Source organism: Frankia alni ACN14a, assembly GCF_000058485.1.
In the GTDB taxonomy this organism is placed as follows: Bacteria; Actinomycetota; Actinomycetes; order Frankiales; family Frankiaceae; genus Frankia; species Frankia alni.
On the sequence record NC_008278.1, the window covers coordinates 2,375,594 to 2,395,418 of the forward strand.

Sequence of the window (19,825 nt, forward strand, 5' to 3'; positions counted from 1 at the left end):
CGCGTTCAACTCCGCACCGAGGACAGTCGCAGCAGGCCGTCGCGCGCGGCCCCGTACTTCTGGGTGAAGGCCGCCGCCACCACCCCGGCGCCGGCGTCGTCGCGCAGCGGTACCACCCGGGCGCGGCCGATACCGGACAGCGCGTGCCGACCGTCGCCCGCCACGGCCGTGACCAGGCCGTCCGGGCCGCCCTGGCGCAGCAGGGCGGCCAGCTCCGCGGACGCGACGTACACCGCCCCGTCGAGCCGGACGAACTCGGCGCGCACGTCGACCGGGTCGGCGTCCGACCGGAGGACCTGCAACGGCACGCGCAGGTAGTCGTCCAGGGCGGCGCTGCCCGCCGGACTCCACAGCCGCTCGAAGTGCTGCTCGACGAACTGGACGAGGGTCGAGGAGATCGTCGCCTCGTGCTGGGTCGCGGCGGCCGAGGAGTAGCCGACCGGGAAGCTTGACACGAGCGCGCCGGAGTCCCAACGGTGGTAGGTCGTCAGCGGCTGCTCGGCGTAGAGCCGCACGGCGAGGCGGGGACGCAGAACCGGGGTGAGCCGCTCCCGCAGCCCGTCCAGGACCAGCAGGTTCGCCCGGATCTCGGCGGGTACGTCGATGCGGTGCGACAGATCGGCCGTGCGCGCCGCCGCGGCCGGCGAGTCCGGGTCGAGTAGCAGGATCTGCACGATCGCCCCGGCGTCGATCGCCGCCAGCACCGCGTCGGTGAAGGCGTCCCGATGCGGCGCGGAGACCAGGTCCGTCCACGTGTTCAGTAACCGCACGCTGCGCCGCGAGGCGGCGACCCGGGCGATGAAGTAGGCCGGTTCGAAGGCGCCGAGCAGCCGGCCGCCGGTGAACTGGGTCGGCTCGGTGGTGACCGGCGCGCTCAGCCGGTCCTCGGCGGCGGCCAGCTCCGGGGAGCCCTGCTGGCGCAGCAGCGTGATGCCCTGCTGCCAGGAACGCCGGGCCGCCGGATGGTCGTCGAGCTGGGCGAGGATGTCGCCGCGGCGCACCAGCACGCGCGGCTCCCACAACAGGTCGGGCAGCTCGGCCAGCAGCGGCAGGCTCTCGTTGTAGGCCGCCAGCGCCTGTTCGGGGCGCTCCCGGTAGCGGTAGAGATCGCCCAGCCGCCGCTGGGCCTGCGCCTCCAGCGGCCGGTTGGCAAGCTCCCGGGCGATCGACAGGCTCATCGTCAGGCAGGTGATGGCGTCGGCGAGCTCCCTGCGGTCGCCGTGGGTCATGGCGACGGCGACCAGCGTCTCCGCCTCGAGGCGGCGGGCCCCGGCCCGACGCATCGTGCCCAGACAGGCCTCGAAGTGATCCAGCGCGGCGGCGAACTCGCCGCGGCCGCGGCAGGCGTCGGCGAGCCCGCGCACGGCCCGTGCCTCGCCCAGCTCCGCCCCGAACCCGGCGAAGATCTCCCGTGCCCGGGTGAAACGCTCGGTGGCCAGCGCCAGGCGCTCGAGCGCGTCCTGGGTGACCGCCACCGCGGGCTCGCCGTCGGGATCGGCCCCGGCGGCGTCCAACCGCCAGAACGCCTCCTCGAACGTCAGGACGATCTCCCGTTCCCCGAGACTGGTGAGCAGTTCGGCCTCGGCGAGGCGGTGCCCCGTGCGGCGGGCGGCGGCCAGGCCCAGCGCATGGGTGCGCGCCCAGTCGGCCCAGTGCGCCGCGAACGCGTAGAACTCCGCGGCCTCGACGGCGAGCAGCCAGGTCGGCGGGTCGAGCCCGGCGGCCTGCGCCTGTTCGACGAGGGCGAGCAGGTTCGAACGCTCCCCGCCGAACCAGACCAGCGGCCGGCGGACGACCTCGGCGAGGTCCGCGCGGGCGAACCGGGCGGCGGCCTGCGCGGCGAAGCCGGCGTCCGGCCCGTCGGCGGACAGGGTCCGGACGCGTCCGGGGCTGAAGGTGTCGACCGCCTCACGCAGCATCACCTGATAGGCGTACAGCAGTCGGCTCAGCGCCGCTTGGTGTTCACCGGACAACGCCGGCGAATCGTCGGGTTTCGCGGCGTCGGAGGCGCCGTGCCCGCCGTCGCCGCCGGCGGCGACGCCACCTTCGGGCGCGACCCCCGGGGGCCGCCCGCCGTGGCCGTCCCCCGCGTGGCCGTTCCCCGCCCGCTCCCCGTCCGCGGACCCCGGGTGGGCGCCCGACGTCTTCGACGCGGGCTGGCCGATCGCGGTCCCGACGCCGGTCTCCCGCTCCCGGGCGAACACCCGCAGCAGGTCGTGGAACCGGTAACGTTCGGTGCCGGTGGCGTCGACGCCACGCCGCTCCAGCAGCTGCGCGTCGGCGAGGCGGTCGACGACGTCCTCGGCCTCGTCCAGATCGACGTCGAGCACGGCCGCGGCGGCCCACGGCGCGAAGTCGTTGACCGCGGGCAGCGACAGCAGCCGGAAGGCACGCTGCTCGTCGGCCGGCCGACCCTCGTAGCTCAGCGAGAAGCTGGCCCGGACCTCCAGGTCGCCGACCTCCAGCCAGGACAACCGGTCCCGCTCGTTGGCGAGCCGGCCGGCCAGGCGCGCCAGCCGCCAGTGCGGATGCGCGGCCAGCTTGCGCCCGGCGATCTGGATGGCCAGCGGCAGGTACCCGCACAGGCCGACGATGTCGCGCGCCGCCTCGGGCTCGGCGTCGACCCGCGCCGCCCCGACCACCTTGGCCAGCAGCTCCACCGCGTCGCTGGGGATGAGGACGTCGACCATCCAGTACGGCACGGTGAGCCCGTGCAGCCGCGACCGGCTGGTGATGAGCACGGCGCAGCCCGGGCTCGTCGGCATGAGCGGACGTAGCTGTGCCTCACCCGCCGCGTTGTCCAGAATGATCAGCACCTTGCGGGTGGCGAGCAGCTCCTGGTACATCTCCGCCAGGTCGTCCGGATCGGTGGGGACCGCGGCCCGGCTGACCCCGAGCCCCTGGACGAACCGGGCGAGCACCCGCGTCGGCTCCAGCGGCTCGCTGGTGCCGCGCAGATCCACGTACAGGGCGTCGGTGAACCCGGCGCGGATGCGGTGCGCGATGTGCACGGCCAGTGCCGTCTTGCCCGCGCCGGCCTTGCCGGCGAAGGCCGCCGTGACGGTGCCCCGGGCCAGGGCCGCCTGATCGGTGAGCACGGCGTGCGCCCGGGCCTGGATGGTGTCCCGCCCGGTGTACTCCGGGGTGTCCGGCGGGAGCTGGTGGCCGCCGGCGCCGGCGGGCGCGACCTGGGCGGGGCGGCCCAGCGAGCGCGGCGGCGCCCAGGCGAGATCCGGCGCCCCGCGCAGCACGTCCTCCTGCAGCCGGCGCAGCATCGCAGAGTCCAGCCCGAGCTCGTGCAGGGCCTCCAGGCCGTCGCGGCAGGCCCGGGCGGCGTCCTCCGTCCGGCCGTCGCGGTAGAAGGCGACGACCAGCTCCCGGCGCAGCCCGTCGTCGTGCGGATGACGGGCGACCAGCATCCGCAGGTCGCCGATGACCTCCCGGTGCCGGCCCAGGGACAGGTCGGCGGCGATCCGCGTCTTGGTCACGTCGAGCTGGAGCTCGGTAAGCGCCTCCGCGTAGCCGTGCGCGAACGGATGGTCCGCGACGTCGACCAGCGGCGGCCCCCGCCACAGCGACTGGGCCTCCTGCAGCGGGGCGATCGCGCTCACCGGGTCGCCGTCGTCCACCGCGCGGCGGCCCTGCGCCAGCAGCCGCCGCACCCGCTCGACGTCGATCTGCTCGGCCCGCACGTCGAGCAGGTAGCCCGCGCCCCTGCGCAGCAGCACCCGCGGCGGCCTGTCGTCCGCCATCACCCGCCGCAGCTCGCTGACGTGGGTGCGCAGCGTGCGCAGCGCACCCTCCGGGGGAGAGTCGCCCCAGATCACCTCCATCAGCCGGGGGATCGACACGGCCCTGCCGGCCTCGAGCAGCAGAACGGTCATCAGGACCTTGCGCTGGGCGCCGCCCAGCGAGACGGGTGTCCCGGCCGCGGTGACCTCCAGCGGACCCAGGATGGCGAACTGCAGGCTGTCGCGGTCGGGCATCTGGTCCTCTCGTCACGGCCCCGTGGTGATGTCTGTTTATCGCAGCGTGCGCCCGCAGGGGAGCCCGCGGCAACCACCGATCCTCCACGGGCGCTGTCGTTTCCGCGTCAGGACCGCACCCGCTGTGATCCCGGCACGGCGCACGGGACCTGTCAACGACCGCTCAACGTCTGCGGTGACCGTGCGTGCACCGCTCATTGACACCGCAGGTGTGCACTCCGGATCGACGAGAACCGAGGATGACGGACCGTCGGCAGTCGGCCGACGGTAGGAGGTGTCGGGATTATGGCGATCGCGGTGACGAGGATCCTGTCGCGACGGCCCGGGGCGCCGGGGCGGGCGCCTTCCCCGGCGGCGGCGTCGGGGACGCGGGCCGAGGCGGTCGCGGGACGGTCGGGACGGTCGGAACGGCCCGTGACCTGCACGCGGCCGTTGCCGGAGGTCGGCGCCGGGGCGCAGGCCCTCCCCCGGCGCGCCGGCGGCCTGCCGCACGAGGTGGTCTTCCGGGTCACCGCGGCGAGCCGGTGCACCGCGGTCCGGCAGGTGTGGGTCGAGACCGACGAGCAGGCGGTGCTCGCCGACTGGGCGTCGCGGGGGCGGGTCGAGCTGATGGCCGCCCGGCGTCCGTTCGTCCTGGAACTGGACCTTGACGGCCAGGGCGTGCGGCTGGTCGAGCCGATGGGGCGGGTGCCGGTCGCGGCCTTCGCGGCCGACCGGGCGGGCGGCCGGGTGCGCCTGGCGGACGGCTGCGTGCTGCGGTGGCTCACGCCGACCCGCGGCGCGTTCGCCAGCGGCCTGGTGGGGCACCGCGAGGTCAACATCATCCGGTTCGCGCTGGACGGGACGGCGCTCGTCGTGGCCCATCCCGACCTGCTCGTCCCGGAGGTCACCCGGGTGGTCCGGGCGTCGGACGCGGGTCCGGGGGATACCCGTCGGGGGGATGTCCCGGACCCGCGCCTGGGCTGGGTGCCCGACGTGGTGGCGCTGCTCGTGCTGGCCTGGTTCCTGCGGCTGCTCGAGACCAGCGCCGTCGTGCCGGCTCGCTCGCGTGTTCGAGAGCCGGGTGTTTGACGGGCCGGCCGGGAGAGGGTTACCTTCCAGGTATTCGAACTTGTGTTCGACGCCGGGAGGGTGTCATGGCCGTCGTGAGTCGACCTGTCAGCGGCGCGGGCCCCGCGGGCGGAGCCGTCGGGGTGGAGGGTACGTCCGCCGGGCGCGGAGCATCCAGCGGGCCGCCCGGACGGGCCCTGCTGCCCGCGGCGGGGCTGCCCCACCGTTCCCGGGACGAGCTGCTCGCCGCCGCCCGGCGCGGTCTCGGGGAGGCGGAGTACGCCCCCCGGGCCGGGGAGCGGTACGCCCTGGCTCATCTCGCCGCCCTGCGGGCCGCCGCCGCCGTGCTGGCGGATCGGGCGCGGCCCCGGCCGGGCCGCCGCGGCCGGCCGGTCAGCGCCTGGTGCCTGCTCGTGCGGGTGGCTCCCGAGCTCGTCGAATGGGCGGACTTCTTCGCGGCGGGCGCCGGTCGGCGAGCGGCCGCCGAGGCCGGCCTGAACGTGGTGGGCCGCCGCGAGGCCGACGATCTGATCCGCCAGGTCGACCAGTTCATCGGCGTCGTCGAGGGCGCGCTGGGGCTGCCGTCCCAGCCGGTGCTCGCCGGCACCGGTCCGGCCGATGTCGTGGCAGCCGCGGCCGTCCCGCCGCGGCGGGGTTAGCCGGCCGTGGCCGGTCCGGCGGCGTTGGCCGCCCTGCAGGAGGTCGCCCGCGGTGCGCCGCCGCGGGTGGGGGACACCGGTGAGCGCCTGCTGCCCGTGGTCTCCACCCTCGCCGCGCTTCTTCCCGAGGCAGGGCTGCGCCGGGGGACGACCATCGTCGTCACCGGGTCCACCTCGTTGCTGCTGACCCTGCTGCGTGGGCCCTCCCAGGCGGGTGCGTGGTGCGCGGTGGTGGGTTTCGCCCAGCTCGGAGCGCTCGCCGCCGCCGAAGCGGGCATCGCGCTGGAACGCCTCGCCCTGGTCCCCGTGCCGGGCCAGCGCTGGCCGGTGGTCGTGGCCGCGCTGCTGGACGCCATGGACGTGGTGGTGGTCCGCCCGCCGGCCCGGTCCCGCCCGGCGGACGGCCGGCGACTGACCGCGCGGGCGCGCGAGCGCGGCGCCGTCCTGGTCGCCGTGGACGGCTGGGAGGGCGCCGATCTGCGGGTGGCCGCCGTCGAGCGGCGGTGGGACGGCCTCGGCGCCGGCCATGGCCAGGTGTGCGCACCCAACCTGCTGGTGGAGGTGTCCGGGCGCGGGGCGGCGCGCCGCCCCCGCCGGGCGTGGCTGGCCGGGGCCGGTGCGCCGCCTGCCGCGGCCCCGCCGGCCGTCGAGGCGGGTGGGACGGTGCCCGCGGTGGTGCGTGCCCTTCCGGTCGAGGTGGCCTGACATGCCGGTCCGCATGCTCGCCGTGCACTACCCGGACTGGCCGGCCGTCGCGGCCGGGGTCGCGGCGGACCAGCCCGGCGCGGTGCTGGCCGCCGGGCGGGTCGTCGCCGCGACCCCCGCCGCCCGGCGCGCCGGGATCCGCCCGGGGCTGCGCCGCCGGGAGGCGCAGGCCCGCTGTCCCGAGATCACCCTCGTGCCCGACGACCCCGGCCGCGCCGCCCGGGTCTTCGAGCCGTTGGTCGCCGCGGTGGAGTCGGTGGCCCCCGGCGTCGAGGTGCGCGGCCCGGGTGACTGCGTCGTCCCGGTACGCGGCGTCGCCCGGTACTTCGGCGGGGTCGAGGCCGCCCTCGCCGAGGTCCGCCGGGCGCTGACGGCGGCCTGGCCCGCCGCGGTCCGGTCGGCCGGGGCGGTCGGGCCGGCGCCGCGCTGCGGCCTCGGGGTGGCCGACGGGCCGTTCGCGGCCGGGATCGCGGCCCGCGGCGAGGCGGTCGTCCCCCTCGGGGGGACCGCGGCCTTCCTCGCCCCGCATCCCGTCGACCTGCTCGGCGACGCCGAGCTCGTCGATCTGCTCCGCCGGCTGGGACTGGTCACGCTCGGGAGCTTCGCCGCGCTCCCGGCGGCCGACGTCGCCGCCCGGTTCGGGCCGCCCGGAGACTGGGCGCACCGCCTCGCCCGCGGCGAGGACCCCCGCCCGGTGACCCCGCGCGAGCATCCGGTCGACCTCGGCGTCGTCACGGCGTTCGACCCGCCGGCCGAGCGGGTCGAACAGGCGGCCTTCGCCGCCCGCCGGCTCGCCGAGCAGGCCCATGATCGGCTCCGCGACCACGGGCTGGCCTGCACCGGGATCCGGATGGAGGCGGAGACCGGCCACGGGGAACACCATGTGCGGACGTGGCGCCACGACGGCCCGCTCGCGGCCGCGGCCATCACGGACCGCGTCCGCTGGCAGCTCGACGGCTGGCTGGCCGGTTCGGCCTCGGCCGGCGACGAGGTCGCCCACGCCGCCATGCCGACCCGGCCGCGGGGGGCGGCCGGATCGGGGCCCACGGCCGGGGTGGTCCGGCTCCGGATCGAACCGGTGGGGCTGGTGCCCGCAGCCGGTCGCCAGCTCGGGCTGTGGGGGGAGCCGGGGGCGGCCGCCGCGCGGGTCGGCCGCGCCCTCACCCGGGTGCAGGGGCTGCTCGGTCCGGACGCCGTCCTCACCGCGGTGGTCGGCGGTGGCCGCGATCCCGGGGACCGGATCCGCCTGGTGCCCTGGGGAGAACCCCGGGTGGCCACCGGGCTGGATCGACCCTGGCCCGGGACCCTGCCGGCCCCGGCCCCGACCCTCGTGCACCGACCCCCGCTGGTGGCCAGCGTCCTCGACGACGCCGGGGAGCCGGTGGGGGTCAGCGCCCGGTGCACGGTGACCGCGCCGCCCGCGCGGCTGGCGATCGGCGCGGGCTCGCCGATGCCGGTGACCGGCTGGGCGGGGCCGTGGCCGGTGGACGAGCGCTGGTGGGACGCCGACGCCCGCCGGCGGGCCCGTTTCCAGATCAGCGTCGCCGAGGGGGGCGCCTACCTGCTCGCCGTCGCGGGCGGGCGGTGGTGGGTGGAGGCGTCCTATGACTGAATCGGCGGCGGCCGGCCTGGCGGGCGGGGACCGAGGACGGGACGCGTCGGTTCGCACCGGTCAGCCCGGCGACGGCGGGGACAGCCCGGCCTGGTCGCGCAAGCGGGCCCCCTACCGGCCGCGAGCGGGGCTGCGGGCCGCCTCGGCCGCGGCCGTCCCCTACGCCGAGCTGCACTGTCATTCCGCGTTCAGCTTCCTCGACGGCGCGAGCCAGCCGGAGGACCTCGTGGAGGAGGCGGTGCGGCTGGGGCTGTCGGCGCTCGCACTCACCGACCACGACGGGCTCTACGGCGTGGTCCGCTTCGCGGAGGCGGCCCGGGAGGTGGGACTGCGGACCGTCTTCGGGGCGGAGATCTCGCTCGGGGCGCGGGCGGCCCGAGCGGGCGAGACCGATCCCGACGGTGACCACCTGCTCGTCCTCGCCCGTGACCCGGAGGGCTACCGGCGGCTGGCCCGGCTGCTGTCCGACGCCCACCTGGCCGGGGGGGAGAAGGGCCGGCTGGTGGCCGAGCCCGAGGCCTGCGCCCGGGCGGCCGGCGGGCACTGGCAGGTGCTCACCGGATGCCGCAAGGGCACGGTTCCCCGGGCCCTGGCCCGCTCCGGTCCCGCCGCAGCCGGGGCCGCCCTCGCGGAGCTGGCGGAGCTGTTCGGCCGCGAGAACGTGGCGGTGGAGCTCGCCGACCATGCCCATCCGCTGGACTCGGCCCGCAACGACGCTCTGGCCGAGCTGGCCCGCACCGCGCGGCTTCCCCTGGTGGCGACCGGCAACGTCCACTACGCCGCGCCCGGCGCGGCCCGGTTGGCGGCGGCGATGGCTGCCGTGCGGGCGCGGCGCAGCCTGGCGGAGATGGACGGCTGGCTGCCGGCCGCGGGCACCGCGCACCTGCGCTCCGGCGCGGAGATGGCGCAGCGGTTCGCCCGGTTTCCCACCGCGGTGGAGCAGGCGGCCCGCATCGGTGCCGAGTGCGCCTTCGACCTGCACCTGGTCGCGCCGCGGCTGCCCGACTTCCCGGTTCCCCCGGGGCACACCGAGGCGAGCTGGCTGCGGCTGCTCACCATGCAGGGCGCCGCGCGCCGGTACGGCCCAGCGGGACAGGAACGGATCGCCGGTGCCTACGACCAGCTCGCCCACGAGCTGGGGCTGATCGAACAGCTCGGTTTCCCGGGCTACTTCCTGATCGTCCATGACATCGTCGAGTTCTGCCGCCGGCACCGGATCCTCTGCCAGGGACGGGGCTCGGCGGCGAACTCGGCCGTCTGTTACGCCCTGGGCATCACCGGGGTGGACGCGGTCTCCTTCGGCCTGCTGTTCGAGCGTTTCCTCGCCCCGGAACGCGACGGGCCGCCCGACATCGACCTGGACATCGAATCCGGACGGCGGGAGGAGGTGATCCAGTACGTCTATCGGCGCTACGGGCGGGACCGGGCCGCCCAGGTGGCAAACGTGATCACCTACCGGCCGCGGTCGGCGGTGCGGGACGTGGCGCGTGCCCTGGGCTTCTCCGCCGGGCAGCAGGACGCCTGGTCCCGCCAGCTCGACCGGTGGTCCCTCCCCGCGGCCGGGCCGCCGCCGTCGGGTGACGGCGGCGGCCCGGAACACGACATCCCGCCCGAGGTGACCCAGCTGGCCGACCGGTTGCTCGGATTCCCCCGACATCTCGGCATCCACTCCGGCGGCATGGTGATCTGCGACCGCCCGGTCGGGGAGGTCGTCCCGGTGGAGTGGGCCCGGATGCCCGGGCGGACGGTGATCCAGTGGGACAAGGACGACTGCGCCGCCGCCGGCCTGGTCAAGTTCGACCTGCTCGGGCTCGGCATGCTCTCGATGCTGCACAAGGCGTTCGACCTCATCCGCGGCCACCACGGCCGCGACCTTGACCTGTCCCTGATCCCGCCGGAGGATCCGGCGGTCTACGACATGCTGTGCGCGGCCGACTCCATCGGGGTGTTCCAGGTGGAGAGCCGCGCCCAGATGGCCACGCTGCCCCGCCTGCGGCCCCGGCGCTTCTACGACCTGGTGGTCGAGGTGGCGCTGATCCGGCCCGGGCCGATCCAGGGCGGGTCGGTCCACCCCTACATCCGTCGCCGCAACGGGGCGGAGGAGGTCACCTATCCGCATCCGCTGCTGCGTCGCTCCCTGGCCAAGACCCTGGGTGTTCCGCTGTTCCAGGAGCAGCTCATGCAGATGGCGATCGACATCGCCGGGTTCTCGGCGGCGGAGGCCGACGAGCTGCGCCGGGCGATGGGCTCCAAGCGGTCCGCCGACCGCATCGAACGGCTCCGTGAGCGGCTCTACACGGGGATGGCGGCCAGCGGCATCACCGGCGCGCTGGCCGACGACCTGTTCACCAAGCTGTCTGCCTTCGCGAACTTCGGGTTTCCCGAGAGCCACTCGGTGAGCTTCGCGTTCCTGGTGTACGCCAGCTCCTGGATCAAGCTCTACTACCCGGCCGCGTTCTGCGCCGCGTTGCTCAACGCACAGCCGATGGGCTTCTACTCGCCGCAGAGCCTGGTCGCCGACGCCCGCCGCCACGGCGTCGAGGTGCTGCGGCCGGACGTCAACGCCTCCGCGGTCGGGGCGAGTCTGGTCGGCGCGCAACCGCGGGTCCGGCTTGGCCTGTCCGGAGTCCGGCGGGTGGGGGAGAGTCTGGCCCGCCGCATCGTCGAGACGCGGGTGGCGGGCGGCCCCTACGCCGGCATGGCCGATCTCGTCCGCCGGGTCGGACTGTCCGTCGATCAGGTCGAGGCGCTGGCCACCGCGGGGGCGTTCGCCTGCTTCGGGGTGGCGAGGCGCGAGGCGCTGTGGGCGGCCGGCGCCGTGGCACAGGCTCGCCCGGACCGGCTCGACGGGATGGTCTTCGGCGCCGACGTCGCCGCCGTCGCGCCGTACCTGCCGGGGATGACCGGGGTCGAGGAGTCCGTGGCCGACCTCTGGGCGACGGGGATCACGACCGAGGGCTATCCCACCCGGTTCCTCCGGGAGCGGCTCGCCGCCCAGGGGGTGACGGCGGCGGCGGGTCTGCGCGACGCCGAGGCGGGCCGGCGGGTCCTGGTCGCCGGAATCGTCACCCACCGGCAACGGCCGGCGACGGCGGGCGGCACGACCTTCGTCAACCTGGAGGACGAGACGGGCCTGGTGAACGTGATCTGCTCGCCCGGGGTCTGGGCGCGCCATCGGATCGTGGCCCGCACGGCGGTGGCCCTCGTCGTCCGCGGTCGCCTCGAACGGGCCGAGGGGGTGACCAATGTGATCGCCGAGCGGATGTGGCCGCTGCCGGTCGCCGTCACCTCCCGCTCCCGGGACTTCCGATGATCCCTTCGCCTGCTGTTGCACGCAGCGTAGCCGTCGTTCACTATCGGTCATCTCCTGGGGTGTTGCGCGTGACGAAGCAGGTGATCATCGATGGCTCTCACCGGTTCTGGGTTCCGGCACCACGGCGCGCATCGTGCGGTGCCGTCCGCAGTGGCCCGGCGCAACGCCTGGGTGCTACAGATTCTGGGACTGTCGGTCGGCGGGCTCGCGGTCGGCGTCGCCATCGGCCTCGTCGTGGGCCGCTGACCCGCCCGCGCCCGACCGGGCCGACCGGCGCGGGCGGCTGGGGGGAGGAGGCGATGTCGATGGCCGACCATGTCACTGCCGGCGATGTCACTGCCGGCGATGTCACTGCCGGCGATGTCACCGGCGGCGATCTGCGGCAGGCCGCGATCTGGCACGGCCTGTGGGCGGTCCTGCCCCGCCCGGCGCAGCCAGCCCCGGCCGACCAGCCCGCGGGCGCCGGGACGGGGGCACCGGGTGAGCCGGGGGTGGGGGCGCGCCGGCCGCTCGTCGTCGACGCCGGCGGAGGCAGCGGTGGCTTCGCCGTGCCGATCGCGGCTGCCGGCTACCCGGTCATCGTGGTGGATCCCTCGCCCGACGCGCTGGCCGCCCTGCACCGGCGCGTCGCCGAGCGGGGGCTCGGCGGGCGGGTCACCTCGATGCAGGGGGACCTGCGTGACCTGACCGGCCTCGTCGGCACCGGGCAGGCCGACCTGCTGCTGTGCCATTCGGTGCTCGATGTCGTGGACGATCCGCAGACCGCGCTCGCGCAGGCGCTGGGGGTGCTGCGGCCGGGGGGTGCGCTCAGCGTCGTCGTGGCCGGTCTCGCCGCCGCGGTCCTCGCCCGCGCGCTGGCCGGGCAGTTCGAGGCCGCCCTTGCGGCACTCGTCGAGGACGCGCCCCCCGTGCACCGGCCGTCCGGCGCGGATCACGGCTCGTCGGAGCTCAGGGAGTCGGCAGCCGGTCGGGCGCCCCGACGGTTCAGCACCGCCGAGGCCGTCGCGCTGGTCCGGGCCGCGGGGGCGGAGGTGCTCGAGGTCCACGGCGTGCGGATCTTCGCGGATCTGGTGCCGGGGGAGCGCCTGCCCGATGCCCTGGCGGCGCGGCGGCTGCTGCGGCTGGAGCTTGCGGCCGCCGGGCGCGAGCCGTTTCGGGCGTTGGCGGCGCAGCTGCACGTCCTTGCCCGCAGTCCGGGCGGCACGGGTCCCCATGAACGCTGAGAGCACGATCCTGCACGTCGACATGGACGCCTTCTTCGCCTCGGTGGAACTTCGCCGCCGCCCCGAGCTCCGCGGCCGACCCATGATCGTGGCGGGGGGTGAACGCGGGGTGGTGCTGTCGGCGACCTACGAGGCCCGGGCGTACGGGGTCCGCAGCGCGATGCCGATGGCGCGGGCGCGGCGCCTGTGCCCCACCGCGGCGGTGGTCGCGCCCGACCACGCCGCGTACCGGGCGGCCTCGGTCGCGATCATGAAGATCTTCCGGGACGTCACCCCGCTGGTCGCACCGCTGTCGGTCGACGAGGCGTTCCTCGACGTCGCCGGCGCGCGGGCGCTGTTCGGGTCGGCGCCGCGGATCGCCGCGGACATCCGCCGGCGGGTGGCGGCCGAGCAGGACCTCACCTGCTCCGTCGGCGTCGCACCGTCGATGTTCGTCGCCAAGATCGCCTCGACCCGGTGCAAGCCGGACGGACTGGCGGTCATCGCCCCCGACGCGGTGCTTGCCTTCCTGCATCCGCTGCCGACCGGGGCGTTGTGGGGCGTCGGCCCGCGGGCGGAGGCCGCCCTGACCCGGCTGGGGCTGCACACGATCGGGGACATCGCGGACACTCCGGTGGACACGCTGCGCCGGGCGCTCGGAGACGCCGTCGGGACCCACCTGCACCGGCTGTCGTGGGGGATCGACGAACGGCGGGTGGATCCCGCCACCACGGAGGTCACCGTCGGCGCCGAGCGCACCTTCGCCACCGACATCACCGAGCCGGCGGCGCTCGCCCGGGAGCTGCTGCGCCTGTCCGGGCGGGTGGCCGGCCAGCTCCGGCTCCGGCACCGGCGCGCCCGGACCATCTCGGTCAAGGTGCGCTACGGCGACTTCCGGACCGTGACTCGCGCTCGCACGCTGCGTGATGGCACCGACGTTTCCCAGGCGATCTACGCCACGGCGACGGACCTGGTGACGGATCTGGGTCTGCTCGGCGCCGGCCGGGCCGCCGCCGCCGAGGTCATGGCCGTGCGTCTGCTGGGGGTGCGGGCGGGCAACCTCGTCGACGCGGGGGGCGCCAGCAAGCAGCTACGGCTCGGAGAACGGCCCGACGGCTGGGCGGAGCTGGACCGGGTGGCCGACCGGGCGCGTGAGCGGTTCGGTGCGGACGCGGTGGGTCCGGCGGCTCTGCTCGACCACCCCGAGGGACCCCCACCCGCGCCCCCGCCGGGGCCTCCGTGACGATGGTGTGGCCGGGCATGAACGCCGCTGCTTCGGGCACGGGACACGTGAGGTGATTGGCTCGGTTCCAACCGGCATGACGGGTTGCCTACCGCACCCGCCCGCGCATGCCTATTCTTGGTTGTCAGGTTCCGTCTGCCGGGCCTGTAGGTCGTGGGAGGAGCGTCGATGCCGCTCTCGGAGAACGAGCAGCGCCTTCTGGAGCAGATCGAGCGCGCTCTCGTCGAGGATGACCCGAAGTTCGCCAGCACCGTGCGGTCGACGGACCCCCGCACGTACCTGCTGCGCCGGGTGCGCCGCAGTGCGGTGGTCTTCCTGCTGGGGCTCGCCGTCCTGGTGGTCGGCGTGGTGCTCAACCAGGTGCCGCTCACCGTCATCCTCGGCATCCTCGGGTTCCTGATGATGCTGTTCGCCGCGCTGCGCGGAGCCGCCGACCTGCGCCGCATCAGCGGGCGCGACACGGGCGGCCGCCGGCCCGGCGGCCGGGGGCGGTCGAAGGGACGATCCCGGACGAAGGCGCACTTCATGGAGCGGGTCGAGGAGCGCTGGCGGCGCCGCTGGGAGGACCGGCCCTAGCCCCTGGTACTGCATCGGCACAAGCCCCAGCCGCCGCGCCGCCGCGGAACCTCAGCCGTCGTCTGGACGATTTCAGGGGCTGTCCGATTCAGGGGCCGTCCGACGGCGCTGACCCACCGCTGTGCGCCGGCTCCGGGACGCGGACCTCACCATCGTTCACCGCCGCGGGTCGCTGGCCGTCACCGGAGCGGGCCGGTCCGGTGTCGGTGGGGCGGCGCCGCAGGTACCGGCGGAGTCGGCCGGTGGCGCCCTCGCGGGGCGGTTCGTCCGGCTCGCGGCGGCGGAACACCGACGGCGGTGCGAGGCGGGCCATGATCCGTCGGGTGCGCGGGGCGACGGCCCAGAGCGTCCCGGAGGCGATGGCGACGTCCCGCCTCACCTCGGCGTGCGGCGGCGGGGCGGCGAGTTCCGGGGGCGCGTAGCGGGCTCGCTCCTCCGCGGCCGCCAGCCGGGCCAGCGCCTCGCGGGCCTGGGGGTACGACCGGGCGGCCGGCGTCGGGTCGGCTTCGGGATCGGTCGGCTGCGCCGCCGCCTCGGGATCGGCCTGCCGGTCGACCGCCGGATCGGACCGCCGCGCGGGCGCGGGCTCGGCGTCGAGGTAGGCGGTCAGCCGGGCCACTCCGGCCCGCGGTGAGTCGCTGACCCGGATCGTGATGCCGAGATCGGAGGCGACGTCGAGCAGCTCCGCCCAGGCGTCGTGCACCTGGTCGACGCCCTGCGCGCCGGTCCGACCAGGCGCGCCGGCGCCGGCCGTCCCCGCCCCGGCCTCGGGTCGGCCGGCGCGCAGCCGGGCCCGCCGCCGCCGGAACCGGATGATCGCCGGGGTGGCCAGCAGGGCCGCCACGGGCGGAACGGTCGCGCACAGCCAGATCACCCAGGCGGGGATGCCGGGGGAGGTGTCGGTGTCCTGGCCCGCGGTCGGGGAGTGTGTCGCGGTCGGGTCCTCGGGGTTCGCCCCGGCACTGGGCACGGGCATCGGCACCGGTTCGGGCAGCGGCTGGGCGCCGGACTCGCTCTCCTGGCCGGGCGGCGCGGCCGCCCCGTCCGGATCGTCGATGCCGGCGGGCGCGTACGAGGGCGCCGCCGTCGCCCCGTCCGAGCGGCGGGTCGGCTCGAAGCTCACCCAGCCGACCGAGGGGAACCACACCTCGGGCCAGGCGTGCGCCTGCCGGTTCGTGATCAGGTAGCTGCCGTCCGCCTGCTGCTCGCCGGGCACGAAGCCGATGGCGACCCGGGCGGGGAGGCCGAGCAGCCGCACCAGGACGGTCATCGCGGAGGCGAACTGCTCGCAGTAGCCCCGATGCGACTCGAAGAGGAACTCGGCGAGGGCGCCTTCCTGAGTGGTCGGCGCGCCCGTCAGGTCGTAGGTGAACAGCGGCCCGCGCAGGTGCTGCTGGATCGCGTACACCTTCTCGTAGGGGGTGCGCGCGTTGTGAGTGATCGATTCGACGAGCTGACGCAGGCGGGGGTCGAGGTTGTCCGGCAGCGCGGTGTCCACGGCCAGATCGGCGGGGGTCGGCCCGGTCGCGGCCTCCAGCTCGGCCCGGGTCGGGTCCGGCACGGTCGCGTCGACCTGGTAGCGCACGCCCGCGGTCGAGGTCCGGGTGGAGAAGATCGTGCCGGTCGGGGCCGCCAGCCGCCAGTCGCCGGTGAGCCCCTTGATCTTGGTGGGGATGCCGGGGACCGGCAGGTAGAGCTCGTTGAACCGGGTGGTGACGTCGATGGTCGCGCTGACCTGCGCGGTGGTGCCGCCCAGGCGCGGCTTCGGCAGACCCTCGCTGATCCGGTTGTCCCGGGTGGCGTTGAGCGCCCGCAGGGTGAAGAACTGCCCGTCGAAGTTCTCCAGCGCCGTCAGCCGCAGGTATCGCGGGGTCTGCGAGCGCACCCTGAGCAGGGGCACCTCCTTGCTGGCGTGCAACTGCTGGTTCACCGAGACGATCGGCTGCACGACGCTGGCCGAGCTCGGCCCGTCTCCGGCGCCGTAGCCGCCCTTACGCGACACCAGCCCCTCGCCGTCCAGCGACGGCAGGCCGAGCGGCACGGCGACCGCGACGAGCAGCGCCACGAGCGCCACCCCGAGCGCGTTCACGGTGAGCCGGCCGCCGAACGCCTCCCGCTCGCCGGCCCCGTCCCCCCGCCCGCGCCCACGCCCGGCGTCGGACACCGTCCGGCCCCACCGGCCGAAGGCCAACCGACCGTCGAGCAGCAACAGCGCGACGAAGCTCGACGCCCCCAGAAGAAACGGGACGGTGCCAACCCCGCCGGGCAGGATCGCCGCGGACACCGCGTACAGGGCCAGCAGCGGCAGCCCGCCGAGGGCCGGGCGGTCCAACGTCACCACGATCAGATCGACGACCATGACGACGAGGTAGATGCCGATGACGGTCAGGACCACCAGCCCCTGCCGGTGCGGCACCGGCGCCGCCAGTCGGGAGATGTCCGAACTACCGTCGGCGATGAGCGTGCGCAGGGTCCGCACCGTCCCCGCGGTCGGCACCACCCCGAGCAGCGCCGTCCCCCGGGCGCACAACACGGTCACGGTGCCGACGAGCCCGGCGAGGCTGAGCAGGACGGCGGCTGCGACCGGCAGCCGCAGCAACCGGCCGAGCGTCGCGGTCGCCACCGCCACGACGACGGCGATCACGACGGGCCGCATCCACCACAGCGTCCCGTCGAACAGCCGGGACAACGCGCTGGTGGACAGCAGGCAGGCGGCCGCGGCGACGACGGTCGGAACCGGGCGGACGCTCACCGGCCCGCCCGGCGCGGGGGTTGGCCCGCGGTCCGGGTCGCTGCGGTCCGGGTCGCCGCGGCCGGGCCACCGCCCGTGCCCTCGTCCGCGCGGCCGACGCCGGCGAATCCCCCCTGGCCCGCGAGCGCCGTCACCCGCGGCCAGACCGAGGCGAGGCTCATGCCCTGCCGGGCGACGAGGACCGCCCAACCGGCGCGAGTCAGTGTGGTCCGCGCCGCCGCGAGGTCGGCGGCGGCCGCCGGGTGGGGGTGCCAGCTCGTCACGTCGACGAGGACGGCGATCGCGGGGGCCCGGCGCGAGCGCACCGCGGCCAGCGTCGTGATCTGGGCGGGCTCCGTGTGGCCGAGCACGGCGACGAGCAGGCCGCCCCGGTCGCCGCCGGGGCGACGCAGGGCGGCGAGCGCCGGGTGCAGCGACTCGGCGCTGGCCGGGGCGAGCGTGGCCAGCTCGTCGAGCAGCCCGGAGACGGTCGCGCCGGCCGCGGTCGTGACCTGCCCCCGGTCGGTGAGCAGGCGGACCCGATAGCCGCCGCGGACCAGGTGCAGCCCGATCCCGCCGACGGCGCTGACCGCCCATTCGAACGCCGAGGCGGGGCCGGAGTCCGGCCAGGCCCGCGCGCGGGAGTCGAGCAGGATCGCCGCGGCGCCGGTCTGCGGATGCTCCTCGCGCCGGACCATCAGCTCGCCGCTGCGGGCCGTCGTCTTCCAGTGCACCTTGCGCAGGTCGTCGCCGGACCGGTACGGCCGGGTGGTCGTCTCGTCCTCGCCGACGAGGCCGGTGGCCCGGCGCAGCTCGGCGCTCACGCTGGCCGAGGCACGCGGCCGGGCCGGCGGGAGCCGCTCCACGGCGGGCGCGACGATCAGCTCGTCGAGGCTGCGGAAGCTGCGGGACAGCTCGCAGAGCCCGAACGGATCGCCGAGCCGGATCGCCATCGGCCCGATCTGGTAGCGGCCGCGGACCGACGCGCGCAGGGCATAGGAGAGGTCTCGGCTGCCGCCGGGCTCGATTCGGTCGAGCACGAAGCGGGCGCCGCCGCCCAGACCGGAGCCGGTCGTGTCCTCCACCAGCAGCGCCGACGACGGCGAGCGGCTGACGTTCTCCAACTGAATGCGCACGCTCACCCGATCGCCCGCGGTGACCCGGCGCGGTTCGAGCCGGCGCGTGCAGGACAGCCGGTAACGGGTGCGGCAGACGACCGCCGCCGCGAGCACCGGCAGGCTCGCGACGAGCAGCCCGATGCGCAGCAGGTCCTGCTCACCCAGAATGATCGCGGACACGGCGCAGGCCGCCCCCGCGGCGAGGAAGGACCGGCCGCGGACCGTCAGGCCGCGCAGCGCCGCGACAAAGTCCCGCACACGGATCTCTAACGGCCGTGCCGGGCCGGGCGTGCCGTGCCGGGCCGGGGAATGGGGATCCGGTGCAGGACCTCGGTCAGCACGCGGGTGGCGACCTCGGTGGCCGGCTCGCCGGAGAGCATGATCTCCGGGTGCAGCAGCAGGCGGTGCGCCATCACCGGGATGGCCATCTCCTGCACGTCGTCGGGCAGGACGAAGGCGCGCTGGTCCAGGGCGGCGCGGGCGCGCGCGGCCCGGATGAGGTGCAGCGCCGCCCGGGGGGACGCCCCGAGCGCGATCTCCGGATGCGCCCTGGTCCCGCCGACGAGGTCGACGATGTAGTGCCGCACCTCGGGAGACACGTGCACGGTGCGTACCAGGGTGATCAGTCGGGCGATCTCGGCGGCGTCGGTGACCGGGGTGATGCTGGTCAGGGGATTGGCGTTGCCGTGGTTGTCGAGCATCGCCATCTCGGCGGCGGGGGAGGGGTAGCCCATCGAGATGCGCGCGGTGAAACGGTCCCGCTGCGCCTCGGGCAGTGCCCGGGTGCCCTCCATCTCCACCGGGTTCTGGGTCGCGATGACCATGAACGGCGACTCCAGCCGATAGGTGACCCCGTCGACGGTGACCTGGTGCTCCTCCATGCACTCCAGCAGTGCGGACTGCGCCTTGGGCTCGGCCCGGTTGATCTCGTCGCCGACGACGATGTTGGCGAACACCGGGCCGGGGCGGAACTCGAAGTCCCGGGTGCCCTGGTTGTAGACGCTGACGCCGGTCACGTCGCTGGGCAGCAGGTCGGGCGTGAACTGGATGCGCCGCACCCGGGCGTCGATGGAGCGGGCGAGGGCCTTGGCAAGCATGGTCTTGCCCACCCCGGGGACGTCCTCGATGAGCAGGTGGCCCTCGGAGAGCAGGACCACCAGTGCGGTGGTGATCGCCTCGGACTTGCCGTCGATGACCGTCTCGACGCGCGCCCGCACCCGGTCGGCGATCTCGGCAAGGTGGCCGATGTCGGCCACCGGGTCACGCCAGTGGAGCAGACCTGGGTCGGTCACCACTAGTTGGCCCCCCTCCGGGTGTCGGGCTTTTGGGCTGCGCGGAGCCGGCCCCGACGAAACCCGTCCCCCTCCCGAGTGTGACATCCACAGCGGCCACGCAGGCCACCGTGGTCAAGGAAACATGCCCGGGAACGGGCCGACGGGTGGGGAGTGCCAGGTTGTGGGCCCCCATCCACCGGGCCCCGGTCGGCGGGTCGGGGGAGTCGCTCGAACCCCCGCAGGTAAGAGACTTTCCTACCAATTTCAGGGGGTTTATACCAGTCCTTGTCGGGGCATCACGCGCGCCTGATGTCGGAGTGGTTTCGGTGGGGTGCCGCGGGGTGTTGAGGGGGTGT

Annotated in this window: 13 protein-coding genes; 9 read left to right on the top strand and 4 right to left on the bottom strand. The window is 75.5% G+C overall.

The genetic code is table 11. The features are described from left to right. Positions 1-5 precede the first annotated feature (5 nt). Positions 6-3,986, bottom strand: coding sequence for a BTAD domain-containing putative transcriptional regulator (locus FRAAL_RS09495; protein ID WP_011603339.1), 3,981 nt, complete (start codon positions 3,984-3,986; stop codon positions 6-8). Between the two features lie 414 nt (positions 3,987-4,400). On the opposite strand from FRAAL_RS09495, the gene FRAAL_RS35770 reads away from it, so the two are divergent. The 9 genes from FRAAL_RS35770 to FRAAL_RS09535 all read left to right on the top strand — a co-directional run bounded on the left by FRAAL_RS35770 (position 4,401) and on the right by FRAAL_RS09535 (position 14,346). Next, the gene (locus tag FRAAL_RS35770; RefSeq protein WP_268761690.1) at positions 4,401-5,057 is read left to right on the top strand and encodes a hypothetical protein; all 657 of its coding nucleotides are present in this window, start codon (positions 4,401-4,403) and stop codon (positions 5,055-5,057) included. 65 nt (positions 5,058-5,122) lie between these two features. Further along, a complete protein-coding gene (locus FRAAL_RS09505) occupies positions 5,123-5,695 on the top strand; it encodes an SAV_6107 family HEPN domain-containing protein (RefSeq protein WP_231861593.1) in 573 nt (190 codons plus the stop codon). A 6-nt stretch (positions 5,696-5,701) separates the two neighbouring features. Beyond that, positions 5,702-6,400 carry a DnaE2-dependent mutagenesis accessory factor ImuA' gene (gene imuA' / locus FRAAL_RS09510; RefSeq protein ID WP_011603343.1) on the top strand — a complete coding sequence of 233 codons (699 nt, stop codon included), beginning with the start codon at positions 5,702-5,704 and terminating at the stop codon, positions 6,398-6,400. A 1-nt stretch (position 6,401) separates the two neighbouring features. After that, positions 6,402-8,012 carry a DNA polymerase Y family protein gene (locus FRAAL_RS09515; protein ID WP_011603344.1) on the top strand — a complete coding sequence of 537 codons (1,611 nt, stop codon included), beginning with the start codon at positions 6,402-6,404 and terminating at the stop codon, positions 8,010-8,012. Beyond that, positions 8,005-11,325: an error-prone DNA polymerase gene (locus tag FRAAL_RS09520; protein ID WP_011603345.1), complete on the top strand. Its 3,321-nt coding sequence runs from the start codon at positions 8,005-8,007 to the stop codon at positions 11,323-11,325. The genes FRAAL_RS09515 and FRAAL_RS09520 overlap by 8 nt, the downstream gene beginning before the upstream one ends. A 90-nt stretch (positions 11,326-11,415) precedes the next feature. Next, a complete protein-coding gene (locus FRAAL_RS33510) occupies positions 11,416-11,571 on the top strand; it encodes a hypothetical protein (RefSeq protein ID WP_162137463.1) in 156 nt (51 codons plus the stop codon). 59 nt (positions 11,572-11,630) lie between these two features. Next, the gene (locus FRAAL_RS09525) at positions 11,631-12,548 is read left to right on the top strand and encodes a class I SAM-dependent methyltransferase (protein ID WP_157892025.1); all 918 of its coding nucleotides are present in this window, start codon (positions 11,631-11,633) and stop codon (positions 12,546-12,548) included. After that, positions 12,538-13,770, top strand: a complete 1,233-nt coding sequence (dinB, locus tag FRAAL_RS09530; RefSeq protein WP_041939070.1) for a DNA polymerase IV — start codon at positions 12,538-12,540, stop codon at positions 13,768-13,770. Before FRAAL_RS09525 ends, dinB begins: the two co-directional genes overlap by 11 nt. Before the next feature lie 168 nt (positions 13,771-13,938). After that, complete coding sequence (locus tag FRAAL_RS09535; RefSeq protein ID WP_041939071.1) at positions 13,939-14,346, top strand: SCO2097 family morphological protein; 408 nt, start codon at positions 13,939-13,941, stop codon at positions 14,344-14,346. A gap of 88 nt (positions 14,347-14,434) precedes the next feature. On the opposite strand, the gene FRAAL_RS09540 is transcribed toward FRAAL_RS09535, so the two are convergent. From FRAAL_RS09540 to FRAAL_RS09550, 3 genes are read right to left on the bottom strand one after another with little or no spacing between them, the layout of a single operon-like run. Next, positions 14,435-17,098 carry a transglutaminase TgpA family protein gene (locus FRAAL_RS09540; RefSeq protein WP_011603349.1) on the bottom strand — a complete coding sequence of 888 codons (2,664 nt, stop codon included), beginning with the start codon at positions 17,096-17,098 and terminating at the stop codon, positions 14,435-14,437. Next, the gene (locus FRAAL_RS09545; protein WP_011603350.1) at positions 17,095-18,453 is read right to left on the bottom strand and encodes a DUF58 domain-containing protein; all 1,359 of its coding nucleotides are present in this window, start codon (positions 18,451-18,453) and stop codon (positions 17,095-17,097) included. Before FRAAL_RS09545 ends, FRAAL_RS09540 begins: the two co-directional genes overlap by 4 nt. Before the next feature lie 8 nt (positions 18,454-18,461). Beyond that, positions 18,462-19,490, bottom strand: a complete 1,029-nt coding sequence (locus FRAAL_RS09550; protein WP_041939072.1) for an AAA family ATPase — start codon at positions 19,488-19,490, stop codon at positions 18,462-18,464. Between the last annotated feature and the right edge of the window lie 335 nt (positions 19,491-19,825).